The sequence below is a fragment of the Anabaena sp. FACHB-1237 genome, from assembly GCF_014696225.1.
GTDB lineage: Bacteria > Cyanobacteriota > Cyanobacteriia > Cyanobacteriales > Nostocaceae > FACHB-1237.
Window position 1 is genome coordinate 1 of the sequence record NZ_JACJPV010000063.1, and the last position, 15,856, is coordinate 15,856.

General features: G+C 34.4%; 18 protein-coding genes and 1 pseudogene. 13 read left to right on the forward strand and 6 right to left on the reverse strand.

The window, feature by feature from the left end; translation table 11 throughout:
- The 8 genes from H6F32_RS19020 to H6F32_RS20730 all read left to right on the forward strand — a co-directional run.
- On the forward strand, window positions 1-489 hold a 489-nt coding region (locus H6F32_RS19020), incomplete at its 5' end, for a type I secretion C-terminal target domain-containing protein (RefSeq protein WP_242031194.1).
- Between the two features lie 20 nt (window positions 490-509).
- The gene (locus H6F32_RS19025; protein WP_190370849.1) at window positions 510-1,142 is read left to right on the forward strand and encodes a PEP-CTERM sorting domain-containing protein; all 633 of its coding nucleotides are present in this window, start codon (window positions 510-512) and stop codon (window positions 1,140-1,142) included.
- A 567-nt stretch (window positions 1,143-1,709) separates the two neighbouring features.
- A complete protein-coding gene (locus H6F32_RS19030) occupies window positions 1,710-2,654 on the forward strand; it encodes a ribonuclease Z (RefSeq protein WP_190370850.1) in 945 nt (314 codons plus the stop codon).
- 95 nt (window positions 2,655-2,749) lie between these two features.
- Window positions 2,750-3,226 (forward strand): thioredoxin-dependent thiol peroxidase, encoded by a 477-nt coding sequence (bcp, locus tag H6F32_RS19035; RefSeq protein ID WP_190370851.1) that lies wholly within the window; start codon window positions 2,750-2,752, stop codon window positions 3,224-3,226.
- Window positions 3,227-3,783: 557 nt separating this feature from the next.
- Window positions 3,784-4,752 carry a deoxyhypusine synthase family protein gene (locus H6F32_RS19040; RefSeq protein ID WP_190370852.1) on the forward strand — a complete coding sequence of 323 codons (969 nt, stop codon included), beginning with the start codon at window positions 3,784-3,786 and terminating at the stop codon, window positions 4,750-4,752.
- Window positions 4,753-5,150: 398 nt separating this feature from the next.
- Complete coding sequence (locus H6F32_RS19045; protein WP_190370853.1) at window positions 5,151-6,536, forward strand: AAA family ATPase; 1,386 nt, start codon at window positions 5,151-5,153, stop codon at window positions 6,534-6,536.
- The gene (locus tag H6F32_RS19050) at window positions 6,536-7,126 is read left to right on the forward strand and encodes a hypothetical protein (RefSeq protein ID WP_190370854.1); all 591 of its coding nucleotides are present in this window, start codon (window positions 6,536-6,538) and stop codon (window positions 7,124-7,126) included. The genes H6F32_RS19045 and H6F32_RS19050 overlap by 1 nt, the downstream gene beginning before the upstream one ends.
- Before the next feature lie 296 nt (window positions 7,127-7,422).
- Window positions 7,423-7,494 carry a hypothetical protein gene (locus tag H6F32_RS20730; protein ID WP_242031195.1) on the forward strand — a complete coding sequence of 24 codons (72 nt, stop codon included), beginning with the start codon at window positions 7,423-7,425 and terminating at the stop codon, window positions 7,492-7,494.
- Between the two features lie 127 nt (window positions 7,495-7,621).
- Here H6F32_RS20730 and H6F32_RS19060 read toward each other — a convergent pair whose 3' ends face one another.
- Genes H6F32_RS19060 through H6F32_RS19070 form a run of 3 tightly spaced genes read right to left on the reverse strand, consistent with a single transcriptional unit; the run spans window position 7,622 to window position 9,484 of the window.
- The gene (locus H6F32_RS19060) at window positions 7,622-8,062 is read right to left on the reverse strand and encodes an NUDIX hydrolase (RefSeq protein ID WP_190370855.1); all 441 of its coding nucleotides are present in this window, start codon (window positions 8,060-8,062) and stop codon (window positions 7,622-7,624) included.
- Between the two features lie 29 nt (window positions 8,063-8,091).
- Entirely contained in the window at window positions 8,092-8,544 is a 453-nt protein-coding gene (locus tag H6F32_RS19065; protein WP_190370856.1) for a DUF3531 family protein, read from the reverse strand.
- A 31-nt stretch (window positions 8,545-8,575) separates the two neighbouring features.
- Window positions 8,576-9,484 (reverse strand): Sll0314/Alr1548 family TPR repeat-containing protein, encoded by a 909-nt coding sequence (locus H6F32_RS19070; protein WP_190370857.1) that lies wholly within the window; start codon window positions 9,482-9,484, stop codon window positions 8,576-8,578.
- A 169-nt stretch (window positions 9,485-9,653) separates the two neighbouring features.
- Between H6F32_RS19070 and H6F32_RS19075 the strand changes: the two genes are divergently transcribed.
- Complete coding sequence (locus H6F32_RS19075) at window positions 9,654-10,307, forward strand: ABC transporter ATP-binding protein (RefSeq protein WP_190370858.1); 654 nt, start codon at window positions 9,654-9,656, stop codon at window positions 10,305-10,307.
- Between the two features lie 451 nt (window positions 10,308-10,758).
- Complete coding sequence (gene rsmG / locus H6F32_RS19080) at window positions 10,759-11,496, forward strand: 16S rRNA (guanine(527)-N(7))-methyltransferase RsmG (protein ID WP_395939636.1); 738 nt, start codon at window positions 10,759-10,761, stop codon at window positions 11,494-11,496.
- A gap of 474 nt (window positions 11,497-11,970) precedes the next feature.
- Here the strand turns inward: rsmG and rnhA are convergent, their stop codons facing one another.
- Both rnhA and H6F32_RS19090 read right to left on the reverse strand, forming a co-directional pair.
- On the reverse strand, window positions 11,971-12,885 hold the full coding sequence (gene rnhA / locus H6F32_RS19085; protein WP_190370860.1) for a ribonuclease HI: 915 nt from the start codon (window positions 12,883-12,885) through the stop codon (window positions 11,971-11,973).
- Between the two features lie 100 nt (window positions 12,886-12,985).
- Window positions 12,986-13,393 (reverse strand): GNAT family N-acetyltransferase, encoded by a 408-nt coding sequence (locus H6F32_RS19090; protein WP_190370861.1) that lies wholly within the window; start codon window positions 13,391-13,393, stop codon window positions 12,986-12,988.
- Between the two features lie 250 nt (window positions 13,394-13,643).
- Between H6F32_RS19090 and H6F32_RS19095 the strand changes: the two genes are divergently transcribed.
- From H6F32_RS19095 to H6F32_RS19105, 3 genes are all read left to right on the forward strand, one after another.
- Complete coding sequence (locus tag H6F32_RS19095) at window positions 13,644-14,555, forward strand: 1-aminocyclopropane-1-carboxylate deaminase/D-cysteine desulfhydrase (protein ID WP_190370864.1); 912 nt, start codon at window positions 13,644-13,646, stop codon at window positions 14,553-14,555.
- Window positions 14,556-14,965: 410 nt separating this feature from the next.
- The gene (locus H6F32_RS20735) at window positions 14,966-15,079 is read left to right on the forward strand and encodes a zinc ribbon domain-containing protein (RefSeq protein WP_313926669.1); all 114 of its coding nucleotides are present in this window, start codon (window positions 14,966-14,968) and stop codon (window positions 15,077-15,079) included.
- Window positions 15,080-15,228: 149 nt separating this feature from the next.
- On the forward strand, window positions 15,229-15,396 hold the full coding sequence (locus H6F32_RS19105; RefSeq protein ID WP_190370862.1) for a hypothetical protein: 168 nt from the start codon (window positions 15,229-15,231) through the stop codon (window positions 15,394-15,396).
- Between the two features lie 287 nt (window positions 15,397-15,683).
- Here H6F32_RS19105 and H6F32_RS19110 read toward each other — a convergent pair.
- Window positions 15,684-15,856 (reverse strand): annotated as a pseudogene (locus tag H6F32_RS19110) (photosystem II q(b) protein); the annotation flags it as partial.

Below are 15,856 nucleotides of genomic sequence, written 5' to 3' on the forward strand. Positions count from 1 at the left end.
AGCATTAGAGTTAGAACCACAGACCAGGGTGGGTTATTCTTTGAGAAACAATTAACCATTGGCGTTAATGATCTTAACGAAATTAATGGTAATCCCTTAATTAACAATGGCCGTACCTCCATTGTAGGAACTACTGCTGCTGACTATATTACAGGCGGTGCTGGGGCAAAAACCATTACCGGAGATGCAGGTAATGATTTCTTCGTCTTTACCAATCTCCGAGACGCGGGACAACGGATTACGGATTTTACTGTGGGAGAAGACAAAATTGTCCTTACCCAATTACTCAGCAGTATAAGTTATACTGGCACTAATCCTATTGCAGATCAATACATCAGATTTGTAGCGGGAACAGGTAGTAATGCTAATAGTACCTTTTTGCAAATTGATCGAGATGGGATTTCAGGTAGTTCCATATTTAAGAACTTCCTTCAGCTTGATAACATCACTACCACCCAGTTAAACAACTTTACCAACTTTGTTTTTTAACATTTTCTATCAGGAACTCTATGTTAACTACATTCAAAAACCCTCTACTCACCCTCGGTATAGCCCTGTCCTCTGGTCTCACTTCCATAGCAATCTCTGCTCCTGCTTACTCTGCCACCTTTGTTGATTTAAATACCTTTAACTCCATTGGAGATGTTAATTCTAACAAAACGGTTATTAATTCAGGTTCGTCGAATACGGTTTTAACGGGTGGTGGTGGTGATAGTTTGGAGAATTTTCTGGGTATTAATGCGGTAGATTTCCAAAATACTATTTCAGATAATCAGTATGGTTCAGCCATTACAAATACCTTTAATATCAATACTGGAGATATGTTTAGCTTTGAATGGCAATTTATTCAAGATAATCAATATCCAGATCGCGCTTTTGTGACTATTGCCAATAATATTCAACTCTTAACGGGTAATAGTGGTACTTATAGCTACACTTTTACTTCACCAGGAATTTATAACATCGGTATTGGCGTTGTGGACGTTGCTGATTCATCAGGTACATCAACTCTCGCTGTAAGTAATGTCAAGATTGTGGCTGTTCCTTGGGAAACTGATGCCTTACCAGTATTAAGTAGTACCATGCTTTTTGGTATTGGTGTTTGGGCTAAACGTAAATACGCTAAGAATTCCAAATCTTAAAACTGTCACTGTTGGGTTTCGCTGTCGCTTAACCTAATCACCACCCAATATATTTTAATTTCGGCGTTGCTGAACTCAGGTATGAAATTGAGAAATTCAAAATTTGAAACATTTGAAACATTTGAAACATTTGAAACTTTGCATCTAACCCACTGAAAGTGCTTTGCCGATGCGCGAAATAAATACAGCACATTCCATCTACATGAGGTACACTATGAACAGGAAAGATGCCGGTGTGACAAGGGTTTTATCATTAACATCCGTACCTCATAATAACGGAAACTGCTGTATCATACTCCAATTCACCAACGCCTTAATTTCCTGTAACAGTGGGTCTACTAAAATTACTGTATAATTTGTAAAAAAATTTGTAAAAAACACACAACTTTCTTGTCACCTAACTTTTCATAAGCTAATGTGCAGCACTCACTGTATAATTAAAAAACCTGAAGTTACAGTAGCACAAGCATCTTGCTTGTATTAATTATTCAAGTTAAAGGCACAACAGCTTATCTGTGGCAAAATACAATCAGGCATTATTTGTCAATCACACAACCAGAAAATTCCGTGCAGATTACATTTTTAGGAACTAGTTCAGGCGTACCAACAAGAGCGCGTAACGTCTCCAGCGTTGCCCTCAGATTACCACAAAGATCAGAAGTGTGGTTATTTGACTGTGGCGAAGGTACACAACACCAAATCTTACGTAGTGAATTGAGAATTAGTCAACTTAGTCGCATATTTATTACCCATCTGCACGGAGATCATATATTTGGTTTAATGGGACTACTGGCCAGTTGTGGTTTAGCTGGTAATGTGGAAAAAGTGGATATTTACGGACCATCAGGACTTAATGAATATCTACAAGCAGCTTCCCGTTATTCCCATACCCATTTTTCCTATCCGATTAAAGTCCATGTCGTCAAACCAGGTATCATTTATCAAGATGATGAATTTACAGTTACCTGTGGTCTATTACATCACCGCATACCCGCTTTTGGTTATCGTATAGCGGAAAAAGACAAAACCGGACGCTTTGATGTGGAAGCGGCTAAAGCCTTAAATATTCCCTCTGGACCAATTTACGGACAGCTTAAACGTGGTGAAACTGTAACTTTGGAAGACGGGAGAATTATAGACGGTAGTACATTATGTGGACCTACAGAAATAGGTCGCAAAATAGCCTATTGTACAGATACAGTTTACTGTGATGGTGCAGTACAACTAGCTGAAAATGCAGATGTGCTAATTCATGAAGCTACCTTTGCCCATAAAGATGCAGAAATGGCATTTCAAAGATTACACTCTACCAGTACAATGGCAGCACAAACGGCGTATGCCGCATCAGTTCGTAAATTAATTATGACTCATTTTAGCCCGCGCTATGCTCCAGGAAACGATATTGATTTAAAAGACTTATTACAAGAAGCTAAAGCAATTTTTCCTAACACAATTATGGCTCATGATTTTATGATTTATGATGTTCCTAGAAGAAGAGAAAATAAAAATTGATAATTGATAATTGATAATTGATAATTGATAATTGATAATTGATAATTGATAATTGATAATTGATAATTGATAATTGATAAACCATCTACCAAATTATGACTAATATTCCTCAAATTGGAGAACCTGCACCAGATTTTTCTACTCCAGATGAAAATAATCAATTAATTAACTTAGCTGATATTAATAGTTGGATAGTTGTCTATTTCTACCCTAAAGATAACACTCCTGGTTGCACCACAGAAGCTAAAGACTTTAGTGAATTATCACCAGAATTTAGTAAATTAGATGCTAAAATAATCGGCGTTAGTCCAGATTCTACAGCATCTCATTGTAAATTTATTAGTAAACATAACCTCACAATTACGCTATTAAGTGATCCTGAACATCAATTAATAGAATCCTATGGTGCATGGCGTTTAAAAAAGTTCATGGGTAAAGAATTTATGGGAGTAGCAAGATCCACATTTTTGATTTCACCTAATAAGATTATAGCTCATACTTGGCCAAATGTGAAAACAAAAGATCATGCCAAATCAGTATTGAAAAAATTACAAGAATTAGTCAGTAAATAACCACAATTACCCAACTTTTATAGCCAGGGGTATCTGACTTTTGCAATAGACATAGGAGTGAAAATTATTGTCGGGACAATTCATGAATTGTCTCTACAAGGGTTTGGTGGTTATGCATATTTAATGACCACAAGATGTCTAATGTTCACCAATAACTTAGGATAGAGGCGTTGCTGAATTGGGGTATGATGTTTATTTTATTTCGCGTATTTCGCGCATCAGCGAAGGCAAGCACTTGCGTTAGAGGCAAAGTTTCAAAAAAGTTTCAAATTTTGAATTTCTCAATTTCATACCTGGGTTCAGCAACGCCTAATTTACGATAGATATAGTCATCAAGTAGTAATTAAGCTATCATTTAACACGGATTGCAAGAAATAATCTCAGAACTTAGGCAACTAGCACATTAATAGGATGCGTCAGATATTAAGAATCTGTTTCTTTACATGATTTATGCTGTCTGACGTGGTTTGTGAGTTTGTCGAACCACATCCTACATCAGATTTTTGGTGTGACATTTGCGTAAGTCCTAAATCTGTGAAAAACAAAGGTGATATTTAATGACAACTATTTCCAACTTCATCGAAAAGAACTTTTTGCACTTTAATGCAGCAGCGTTAGTGGATGCAGCTAAAGCCTATAAAGCACATTTAGCGGATAATGGAAAAATGATGATTACCCTTGCAGGGGCGATGAGTACAGCAGAATTGGGTATATCCTTAGCAGAAATGATTAGACAGGATAAAGTGGATATTATTTCTTGTACGGGGGCAAATTTAGAAGAAGATATTATGAATTTGGTAGCGCATAATCATTATAAGCGTGTGCCGAATTATCGAGATTTAAGTCCAGAGGATGAATGGCAATTGTTAGAGAATGGTTTTAATCGAGTGACGGATACTTGTATTCCTGAAGAGGAAGCATTTAGAAGAATACAAAAACATATTTTTCAAAGATGGAAAAAAGCGAATGATAGTGGAGAAAGATATTTTCCCCATGAATTTATGTATCAAATGTTGTTAGCTGGTGATTTGGAAGAATATTATGAAATAGATCCTAAAAATAGTTGGATGTTGGCGGCTGCGGAGAAAGGTTTACCAATTGTGTGTCCAGGATGGGAAGATTCAACGATGGGAAATATTTTTGCTTCATACTGTATTAAGCAAGAAATTAAACCAACAACAATGAAGTCAGGAATTGAATATATGATGTGGTTGGCTAATTGGTACACAGAAAATTCTACTGGTAAGGGAGTGGGATTTTTCCAAATTGGTGGAGGAATTGCCGGAGATTTTCCCATTTGTGTTGTGCCGATGTTATATCAAGATTTGGAAAGAGAAGATACCCCTTTTTGGTCTTATTTTTGTCAAATTTCTGATTCTACTACTAGTTATGGTTCTTATTCTGGTGCTGTACCTAATGAGAAGATTACTTGGGGTAAATTGGATAAAAATACGCCCCGTTTTATTGTGGAATCTGACGCTAGTATTGTAGCGCCTTTAATGTTTGCCTATATTCTGGAACAATAGGAATAATACAGGAATAATACAACACATTGCATCTACATGAGGTATAAGATTAGCACAGCAAGATGCCTGCAAAGGGTTTTATGATTAACATCTGTACTTCAGAATAACGGAAACTGCTATATGATGTTTAGATCCCTGACTTGTGCAAGAGGTAGGGGATCTAAATATAGTGGTCTAAAAAGACTGTAATCTAAAAATTGATAAGCTGTTGTGCCTTTAACTTGAATAATTAATACAAGCAAGATGCTTGTGCTACTGTAACTTCAGGTTTTTTAATTATACAGTGAGTGCTGCACATTAGCTTATGATAAAAATGGGAGCTAAAAACATCTGGATATCAGGGAATAAAATGTAAACAATTTCATTTTTACAACCTAGATCAATTATATAAGAAGCTAATGAAAATTAAAGTTAAAAATCTTGGGGCTTTAAAACAAGCCGAATTTACACTTGGTGATTTTACCATTATTTGTGGTCATAATAATACTGGTAAAACTTACGCTACTTACGCCTTATTTGGGTTTTTATATAGTTGGCGGAAGATTTTTTCAATTAATATTAATGACACCAAAATTGAACAATTACTTACTGATGGGGTAATTACTTTGGATATACAAGAATATGTGCATCAGGTTGAGCAAATTATTAATCAAGGTTGTGAAGTATATACCCAGGAATTACCAAAAATTTTTGCTGCATCGGTGGAACGATTTAAAGAATCAGAATTTAAAATCAATATAAACAGGCAAAATATCGGTTTATTTAAGAAATTCGATCTACAAATTGGTTCTGGTGAAGTATCACTTTTTTCTATTACTAAAAATGAAGCAAGTAGTGAACTAATTGTTACTCTACTAATTGAAAAAGAGAAGGTCAAAATACCAACGGAGATTCTTAAACGTATTATTGGTGATGCTATGAAAGATATTATCTTTGAGCCAATTTTTCCTCGTCCTTTTATTGCTAGTAGTGAAAGAACTGGTGCAGCAATTTTTAGAAAAGATTTGAATTTTGATCGCAATCGTTTGTTTGAAGAAATAAGTCAGGCTGGACCAAATATTGATCGGACAGAACTTTTACTGAAAGATTATGGAGATTATGCTTTACCTATTAAAACTAATGTAGATTTTATTAGACAAATTGAAAGTATTGTCAAAAAAAGTAGTTTTATTGCGGAAAATTATCCCGATATATTAGCAGATTTTGCTGATATTATTGGTGGTGAATATACTGTAACTCGTCATGATGAACTTTATTATCAACCCAAGGGTAAACGGATTAAACTTTCTATGGATGAAAGTTCTAGTGCTGTACGTTCTTTGCTAGATATTGGTTTTTATTTGCAACATGAAGCTCAAATTGGTGATTTATTAATGGTAGATGAACCTGAATTAAATTTACATCCTGAAAATCAGCGTCGTGTAGCTAGGCTTTTTGCTAGGTTAGTTAATTTGGGTATTAAAGTTTTTATCACTACCCATAGTGATTATATTATTAAAGAACTCAATACTTTGATTATGTTGAACCATGATAAACCTCATCTTCAACGAATTGCTAAACAAGAAGGTTATCAGTCTGTGGAGTTAATTTCTGCTGACAAAATCAAGGTTTATATTGCAGAAGAAGCATTAACTACAATAGATGGTAAAACTAAAAGAATGAAGTGTCAAACTTTAACTTTGGCTAATATTGATCCAGAGTTGGGTATTGAAGCCCGCAGTTTTGATAAAACTATTGAAACGATGAATCGTATTCAAGAAGCAATTATTTGGGGTGCAGATTAATGTCTGATATTGCTATTCTTAAGGAAATGATTAAGGAAAATATTACTGTATCCTTATCAGAGGAGAAAAATGGTACACATTTTAATTATTTGGTGGAACTCATCGAACCTCAAGATAATTATTCTGTGATTATTGATGGAATGCCTAAACCTGATCAAGTTGTAGTTATTAAGGCTGAGAAATTTGCAGCACCAAAAACAGTTTTTCAGGGTGGAAAAGGTGAGTGTAAACGAGCAGATTTTATTATTATTGCTGATACTCCCACAGAAAAAATTATTATTTGTATTGAAATGAAGAAAAGTAAAGGTAATTTAAAAACAGTTATTAGTCAGTTAAACGGGGCAAAATGTTTTATTTCTTATTGTCAGGAAATTGGTAGGATTTTTTGGCATCAACATAATTTTCTTGAGGGTTATCAATATCGTTTTGTTAGTATTGCTTATATACCAGTTTCTAAGACTAAAACTCGCCTAAATCAAGGTAAAAAAGATTTTAAAGAAGTTCATGATTCTCCAGAAAAGATGTTAAAAATTTTTTCTACAAACTACATTCAATTTGATTCTTTAATACACCACATTCCATCTATATGAGGTACACTATAAACAGGCAAGATGCCTGTGTTACAAGGGTTTTATCATTAACATCTGTACCCCATAGTAACGGAAACTGCTGTAATTTATCCATCTCGCAATATTGAACAAAGCGATATTTATTCACATCGGGTATATTTAGATGAGTGGGAGGATATTCATCAATTACCAATATGGGTATTATTGATGACTTAGTTATGGGACAATTAACTAAGCAATTTGGTAAGATTTCTAAGCGAACTTGGGCTATTATTTCTAGTTTATCATTGCATAATTAGGAAGATTTGAGTGAAGCGTTGTTAGACTTTCAAAGTTTAGATGATTTAATCACTTGGTTGGATGGAGTGGAAAATGAAAATGAAGATTAAATAATTTGAAGATGACATAAAATTCAGGTTTATAGATCCTCAATTCAAGGGTTGTTAAAAACTTGAGGATCTATTTTTTATTGATTTTTTGACTATAAAATATGCAAGCAAGATGCTTGCACTACTGTTATAGGTAATCAAAAAAGATTTCGGGTACTAATCTTAATTCTCCTGATTTAAACTTACTAATTTCTACCCAAAGGGCGAGATGTTGACGTTCTGGTGTTTCTGAAAATGTTAAACTTTCCAGTTCATAAAATTTAGGATCTGCGAAGTCACATTGATAGAGTTGAATAATTTCATGGCCTGGTTTCCCGTTGTAGGTGAAAATGTTTTCAATACAAGTTAAATAACGAATGTTGGTTAATTCTGCTTGTATTTCTTCCTGAAATTCTCTGGTTAACGCTATTTCACTCGGTTCTCCAAATTCTACTCCTCCTCCTAATGCGCGATAAAATTTTGATTGTTTTGTGGGATCATATCCTTCGGAAACAAAGATTTTTTCGGGGTTTTGAGAATGTCGAATTAAGGCCAGTACGATGACTCTAATTTGATCTGATTTGTGCATTTTTTTGGTAGTTTATTGTTAGTTTATTGTTAGTTATCATAGATGGAATAGGCGCGAGTTTCATCATCTTCTATTGGCCAATCTTCATTTTCTCCACCTATATATAATTGTTCTATGTTGACATATTCTTGACTAATTTGCGTGAGGGCGTTAATGAGTATATCGAGGGCGATCGCATCACTTGTTCCTAGATCAAACCAACAACGAAACCATTCTCCTTGATACTCAAATTCTCCCATATTGTGCATTAATGCCACTAAACTTTTATCATATCCTTGTTCATCATAGTTCATGTAACTAATCTCTAAACCTGTATCTTGCACCTGCAAATTTTCGGCGTTAAACGCGCCTAATTTCCCTAAATAAAACCAGGAATTAAATACTTCTTCTACATATTGTTTTTCTCCTTGAGAGGGTACGTTACTAAATTTGATCCAGATCCAAACATCAAAGGGGTTTACTTCACGAAATTGTATGTACATATTTTTGTTTTTGAACTATAACTATCAATCATCAATTATCAATTATCAGAAAGGCATTTTTTCTTTCTGATTGAATTTGTTGGACTAGGTTAGGTGGTAGTTGGGATTTTTTATTTAAGGCTTTATCAAAGTTAGCGATCGCCTCTTTGATTAAATTCTGACTTTTTTGTTGTTTACCTTGTTCATGGAGAATTTGCGCTTTTAGATAATATATTTCTGGGTTATCTGGTGTATCTTTGAGGGCTTTATTCACATAATCTAAGGCTGGCGAGTATTGTTTTAAATCTCGGTAAGCTAGGGCTACTCCTCGGTTGACTAAATATCTTGGTGCAGCATTTTTTTGTAGTTCGGAGATTGCATCATCAGGGCTAGTAAATGGTAAATTTACTGCTAACATTAAATTCATATACCCACGAATTAAATTCAATTCTGGATCATTACTAGAAATTTGTTCTGCTTTGTTAAGATAGGTATATACTTTTCCTAAGTTTCTTAATGCTTGTGAAGCACCATTAACTGTTCCCTCTCTAATTAGTATCACTGCACCTTGTAAAAAATGACCAACGGCTGTGTATAAATTACCACGTAAAGGATCACTAGCTATGAGATTTTGCGCTGTTTCCAGGGTTTTGCGACTGTTGGTATTTAAACTGACCAAATCTTGATTATTATAGGCTAAGGAGGCTTTAATGGCATAAATCAAGGGTTCGTTAGGTTCGCTGGATGTGGCTTTTTGCAGTTCTTCTGTAGCTATGGTATAGTTTCCTTGCCAGAATAGCGCTTTAAATGCTGCTTCTGTGCGATCGCCTATTTTCTTTGGTTGTTGAGTTCTAAATGGATCTCCTGCAAATGAAGGTTTTACCGATATATTCAGTAATATTACCGTAGTTAATATTACTTTTAAAACAGAAAAAGATGTCCAAAAAGATGTTAATTTCATAATTATGGGGAGGAAACAGGATGAAAATAATGATAATAAACAAAATTGGTAAGTTTTCAAATAAATCTAGGATATGAAAAATCCCATTAGTTGATTGTTACATACTTTTGGTAATTTTGTATTTTTTTTGAGTAACTGTTTTGAGTAACTTTTTGAGTAATTTTGACAAATGCTATATCTGAGAAATTTAACATATTATCCCACAGCTTGTCCTACAGCAATTCTCAAATCTTTAAATTTAGAATTAGCACCGCAAACACTAGGTTTAATAATTGGTCCTAGTGGTTCAGGAAAAAGTACATTATTAGAAATTTTATCAGGATTAGCTGATCCAACGTCAGGAGGAGTTTTTTGGAGAGAACAACCATTAATAGCGGAAGAATTACAGCAATTAGCGGGTTTAGTATTTCAATTTCCTGAAAGACATTTTTGTGGTGGTACAATTTTAGAAGAATTGCGATTAGGACATCCCGAATTAACCACGGAAAGAGTCAAAAACGCATTAACAGAAGTAGGTTTAGATCATTTATCTTTAAAAACACCTCCCCATGCTTTAAGTGGTGGACAACAAAGAAGATTAGCTTTAGCTGTACAATTAATTCGTCAACCAAATATTTTACTATTAGATGAACCCACCGCAGGTTTAGATTGGTCAATGCGTAAGCAATTGGTAAATTTATTAGCCAAACTCAAAAAACATTGGACTTTATTAGTAGTAACTCATGATGCAGGAGATATGTTACCCATTGCTGATAGTGCATGGACATTGAATCATGGTATTTTAGAAAATCTAGGAGTCAGTAGTCAGGAGTCAGTAGTTTAATTTAGTCCGACTGGGAATGAATTCCTGTGTCTCATAGCAAAAGTCATCTTGAGATGACTAAGAATTGTCTAAATCCTTTACTTTAGTAAAATGCAAGCTATTAGCCTGGAAATAAGCTAATGTGCAGCACTCACTGTATAATTAAAAAACCTGAAGTTACAGTAGCACAAGCATCTTGCTTGTATTAATTATTCAAGTTAAAGGCACAACAGCTTATACCTTACGCCACAGTGCGCTATCATTTCCAGGTTGGTGTGGAAGCCAAACTTTTGATTTTTGACTTTTCCTCAATCTGTACAGTCTACTATAATCTTGTAATTACTTAATAATCCAATATTATAAGCTAAAATAAGCTAAAATAAGTTAAAACAAGTTAAAATAGGTCAAAAAAATTGGCAATTTAAAAAGTTAGGAATTTACAAATAAGATAAATTGAGAAATTATGACAGAAATCATTAAAAATTTACCAAAAATGTTAGATATTTGGGAAAAAACCTTACATTGGCAACCCAATACATTACAACAGGAAAAACTACAAAAATTGTATGAATTAATCATCACAGGAAATCGCCAATTTAATTTAACGAGAATTACAGAACCGGAGGAATTTTGGGAAAAACATCTTTGGGACTCTTTACGCGGAGTTGCCCCAGAAGGTCAATTTATGTCATTATTAAATAATGGTGTTTCTGTGATTGATATTGGTACTGGTGCAGGTTTTCCAGGTCTACCTATAGCCATGATTTTTCCTAATTCTCAGGTAACTTTATTAGACTCTACCCGTAAGAAAATAAATTTTATTGATGATGTCATTAATAATATGAGTATTAATAATGCTAAAACTTTGGTAGGAAGAGTAGAAGAAATTGGCCAGGAATATGAACATAGGGAAAAGTATGATTTGGCGGTAATTCGGGCTGTCGGTAATGTTTCTATTTGTGTGGAATATGCTTTACCTTTGGTGAAAAAACGCGGTTTAGCTATTATTTATCGTGGTAGTTGGAGTGAAGAAGAAAATGCAAGTTTAGAAAATGCTGTGGAATTATTAGGAGGAAATATTGAATTAATTGAACAATTTACAACTCCTATATCTGAAAGTATGCGTCATTGTTTGTATTTAAGAAAAATAAAAAACACACCTATTCATTTTCCTCGCGGTGTGGGTATTCCTAAACAAAAACCTCTGTAGATAATTGATAATTAGATATCTCGTAATAATTAAATATGTGTTTTTATGTGTTTTTTACAACCCTTGTAGAGAAGTTCTATAGAACGTCTCTACATTAGTTATCGGACAAGTCTATTGTATATTTCTATAGTTCATAGTGAACCAAGTTGAAATAGTGCTATATAAAACCTAGACAAAACTAAACTTTACTTTCTACTTCAACGGGGCGCATGGGAGCAGCTATCCCTCTATAGACTTACACTATGAGTGCCCAACGCGTCTTTCTTTTACTAAGATTTTTGAAAAGACTATCACCTGCCTGTCGGCAGACAGGCTGTCATTGCTTGGTTTTCGCTTTACTTGACAGTGTTAATTCAATACCTACCTGTCGGCAGACAGGCTTGATATCGTAGGACTATATATCAAGTATTTGATTTTTTCAACTAAAATATATTGATTTTCGTCAACAAATATATAGCTTTGTCTATAAAATTGTCAACTTAGAACTAGCTCAGTTTCTAATTTGTCACTACGTTCTAATTCCCACAAAATTTGATTTCCTTCTCTTCTAACTCGTGAAACGATCCAATTTCGCCACCGCCATTGATCACCACGACTGGTAACAGCACTGGCGTGAATATCCATTAAGTCTGCTAGTTCGGAACTAGTAATTAAGTAGCCTTTCTCAGCAATTTCATCCGCAATACGCAAGGTTTCAACTAAGTTGCGGAGTTGGGAAACCCGGTTCTGAGGCGGTTGTTCGTCGGTTGTGATAACAGCTTGCGCTGTTGGTTCTTCCATAGTTGTTATTTCTGATACAGACGTACTATTCAACTGTGTATTTTTGTGAACTATTGTAGAGTTTAGTGGCAAAGATAATACTTTTGTGACTTTTATTTCATTTTCGTCACAATTTGTAGCAATTAGGTTGGACAATGATAACTTTTGTAAAGTAGGAGTTTCCCCTGTAGCAAAGGAACGGGCGATCGCATCACAACGTTCATTACCAATGTTACCAGAATGTCCACGAATGTGCTGCCATTTAACTAAACGACTATTAAGTTGATCTAAACTTTCCAATAGGTCTTGGTTTTGTACTGGTTCACCATTGGACTTTTTCCAACCTTTCTTTTTCCAACCTGGTAACCATTTTGTGATGCAATTCACCAAATATTCGCTGTCTGTGTATAAAATGATGGGTTGAGTTTGTTTTGATGTTTTGAGATATTCTAGGGCAGCGATCGCTGCTTGCATTTCCATCTTATTATTTGTGGTATGACGCGCTGAATCACCCATTTCTAATACTGAACCATCATTAAAATATACTACTACACCCCAACCACCAGGACCAGGATTACCAGTACAAGCACCATCAGTATATATACTTTCAATTATGCGTTGATTAGACATGATTAAATTAGAAAATCCAAAAAATTACAAAGGTTTATAGTTTAGATGATTTAGATCCCCGACTTCTCAAAGAAGTCGGGGATCTAGGTAATCTTTTCATTTAATTATAAATGTACATTAATTGTAACTTTAAATCATTATGAAAACCCCAACTTTGATAAAATTGCACCATTTCTGGTAAACAATAAAGGGCTATAACTTCCACTTCTTTTAATTCTGGATGGTTTAAAACTGCATCTAATAATGTAGTTCCTAGTCCCATCTTCCGATAGTGAGAATGAATAATTACGTCATAGATAACAGCCCGGTAAACACCATCACTTAACAGACGACAAAAAGCAATTAATTCTTGTTCTTCATTGATAAAAGCGATGATCATATCTGAACCTGCCAGCATTTTGACCACACCTGCATAAGTGCGATTTTTACTCCAAGATTCATGTTTATATAATTCCACAAGTTGGGAAATTTGGGTTTCATTTAATTGGTTGACAATTTGGTAATTCATAGATTATTACAAAGATTAAAGATAATTTAAACTAATATGATATACTCAGGACTTACGCAACTGGCATATTGGTAGGGTGTGGTTCCACAAGCTCACTAACCACGTCAGACAGTATAAATCATGTAAATAACCAAATTGTTGATATCTGACGCACCCACTCAACAGATTTTGTAGTGTGAAACTTGCGTAAGTCCTAATACTATAAATATACTAACAATATGTAACTTTAACAATTCTATTTTTAATCATGATGTTGTCAATTTTTCTTGATCCTCCCCTGCAAAAAATTAATCATCCCATAGCAATAAAAGCCGATGTGGAATTATATATCTTGCGTCTTGATCTGATGCACCCCCAAATTAATGGTAATAAATGGTTTAAACTTAAATATAATCTTTTGGAAGCTAAAGCAACAAAAATAACAACTATTTTAACCTTTGGAGGTGCTTATTCTAATCATATATTTGCCACCGCAGTCGCAGGTAAATTAAATAATTTACAGACTATTGGTATCATTCGTGGTGAAGAACATCTACCTTTAAATTCTACCTTACAATTTGCAATTTCCCAAGGTATGAAATTAATTTATGTAGATAGAAAAACCTACAAACAAAGAAATAATATTGAATTTCAAAACCAATTACAAGAACAATTATCACAACTAGGAGAAATATTTATTATTCCTGAAGGTGGAAGTAACTTAAATGGTTTAAAAGGTTGTACAGAGATATTATCATTAGTGTCAAATATTAGTAAATTCTCAAGTATTTGTTTAGCTTGTGGCACAGGTACAACTTTAGCGGGAATGGCATTATCATTAACATCATCTCAGAGAATTATTGGTTTTCCTGTATTAAAAGGGGGAGAATTTTTAAATACAGATATTAGTCATATATTGAGTAATTATCAATCATCTGAATTATTAGGAAACTGGCAATTGGTTTGTAATTATCATTTTGGTGGATATGGCAAAGTAACACAGGAGTTAATTAATTTTTGTGATGATTTTTATGAGAGATATCATGTACCTTTAGATTATGTTTATACTGGTAAAATGATGTATGGTGTCATAGATTTAATTAATCAAGGTTTTTTTCATTCAGAAAGATTGTTATTAATTCATACTGGAGGTTTACGATATAGCGGTATGCAGTTGAATTAGATACAAATTGATATATAGCAATCCTAATTAAAATGTAAGAAAATACGGTTATCAGATTAGTATGTTATGGAAGTAATGTTTATGACTATAAATTACCCTCAATATACCACTTCAATCACAAAATCAAACCTTATAGGGGATTAAAATAAAAATATCTTTGGATGAACAGCAAGAAGTTAAACTCACACCTAAAGCAATAACGAAACTCGGCAATCTTGTTAACAGGACTTACGCAACTGGCATATTGGTAGGGTGTGGTTCGACAAGCTCACCAACCACTTCAGACAGTATAAATCATATAAATAACCAAATTGTTCATATCTGACGCACCCACTCAACAGATTTTTTAGTGTGACACTTGTGTAAGTAGGGATTTCCGTGTTATTAGTAGATGGGAAGCAACAAGTCAAATTTGCTCCAAATGTGGATACAAATGGGGTAAACTTGATTTAAAAATTCGGTCGGTTAAGTGTTTGAATTGTGGAACTCAACAGGATCGAGATGAAAATGCTGCAAAAATATAAATAAAGTCGGGATAGGGCATTGCCACGACTTTAAACGGGCGCAGAGACAGAGTAAAACTACTTAGGTAGCGTCCGTCGGTGAAGCGTCAATAATCACCGCACCTTGAGGTCGGTGAGTATGTCAAACAGCTAATTAACCATTATCCGTTATGAATATACAAGTCCACACAGAACAAGGCAATCTACCAGAAAACACTAATGTAAATATACATCCAGAAAGTACAGGAACCGAGAAAGTACTATGTCCTCATTGTCAACGCACTGCTACTAATGGCATTAAGTGTAAGGGTATTTGTGTAGCTGATAATGATTATTAGTTTAGAGTTGAACTAGTTCAACATTAAGTAGTCGTACAAAATAGACATAGGAGTGAAAATTATGGTAGGGACAATTCATGAATTGTCCCTACAAGAGTTTGGTGATTATTGATACAGCACATTCCATCTACATGAGTTACACTATGAACAGGCAAGATGCCTGTGTTACAAGGGTTTGATCATTAACATTTGTACCTCATCATCACGGAAACTGCTGTATTTTGCCAAAACAAAAAACGCCCTCCATCAGGAGAGCGTTTTTTTCATCTATCTAAGTTATCTAAATCTTAACCGTTGATAGCAGGAGCAGTCAAGGCTACAGGAGCAACTTCACCAGCAGCTAAGTCTAAGGGGAAGTTGTGAGCATTACGCTCGTGCATTACTTCCATACCTAAGTTAGCGCGGTTAATAATGTCAGCCCATGTATTAATTACACGACCTTGAGAGTCAATGATAGATT

Bases quoted from the DNA above. Each gene is read 5' to 3' on its own strand.
- H6F32_RS19025 (WP_190370849.1), top strand. From the start codon at position 510: ATGTTAACTACATTCAAAAACCCTCTACTCACCCTCGGTATAGCCCTG.
- bcp (WP_190370851.1), top strand. From the start codon at position 2,750: ATGACTAATATTCCTCAAATTGGAGAACCTGCACCAGATTTTTCTACT.
- H6F32_RS19040 (WP_190370852.1), top strand. From the start codon at position 3,784: ATGACAACTATTTCCAACTTCATCGAAAAGAACTTTTTGCACTTTAAT.
- H6F32_RS19045 (WP_190370853.1), top strand. From the start codon at position 5,151: ATGAAAATTAAAGTTAAAAATCTTGGGGCTTTAAAACAAGCCGAATTT.
- H6F32_RS19050 (WP_190370854.1), top strand. From the start codon at position 6,536: ATGTCTGATATTGCTATTCTTAAGGAAATGATTAAGGAAAATATTACT.
- H6F32_RS19060 (WP_190370855.1), bottom strand. From the start codon at position 8,062: ATGCACAAATCAGATCAAATTAGAGTCATCGTACTGGCCTTAATTCGA.
- H6F32_RS19065 (WP_190370856.1), bottom strand. From the start codon at position 8,544: ATGTACATACAATTTCGTGAAGTAAACCCCTTTGATGTTTGGATCTGG.
- H6F32_RS19070 (WP_190370857.1), bottom strand. From the start codon at position 9,484: ATGAAATTAACATCTTTTTGGACATCTTTTTCTGTTTTAAAAGTAATA.
- H6F32_RS19075 (WP_190370858.1), top strand. From the start codon at position 9,654: ATGCTATATCTGAGAAATTTAACATATTATCCCACAGCTTGTCCTACA.
- rnhA (WP_190370860.1), bottom strand. From the start codon at position 12,885: ATGTCTAATCAACGCATAATTGAAAGTATATATACTGATGGTGCTTGT.
- H6F32_RS19090 (WP_190370861.1), bottom strand. From the start codon at position 13,393: ATGAATTACCAAATTGTCAACCAATTAAATGAAACCCAAATTTCCCAA.
- H6F32_RS19095 (WP_190370864.1), top strand. From the start codon at position 13,644: ATGTTGTCAATTTTTCTTGATCCTCCCCTGCAAAAAATTAATCATCCC.
- H6F32_RS19105 (WP_190370862.1), top strand. From the start codon at position 15,229: ATGAATATACAAGTCCACACAGAACAAGGCAATCTACCAGAAAACACT.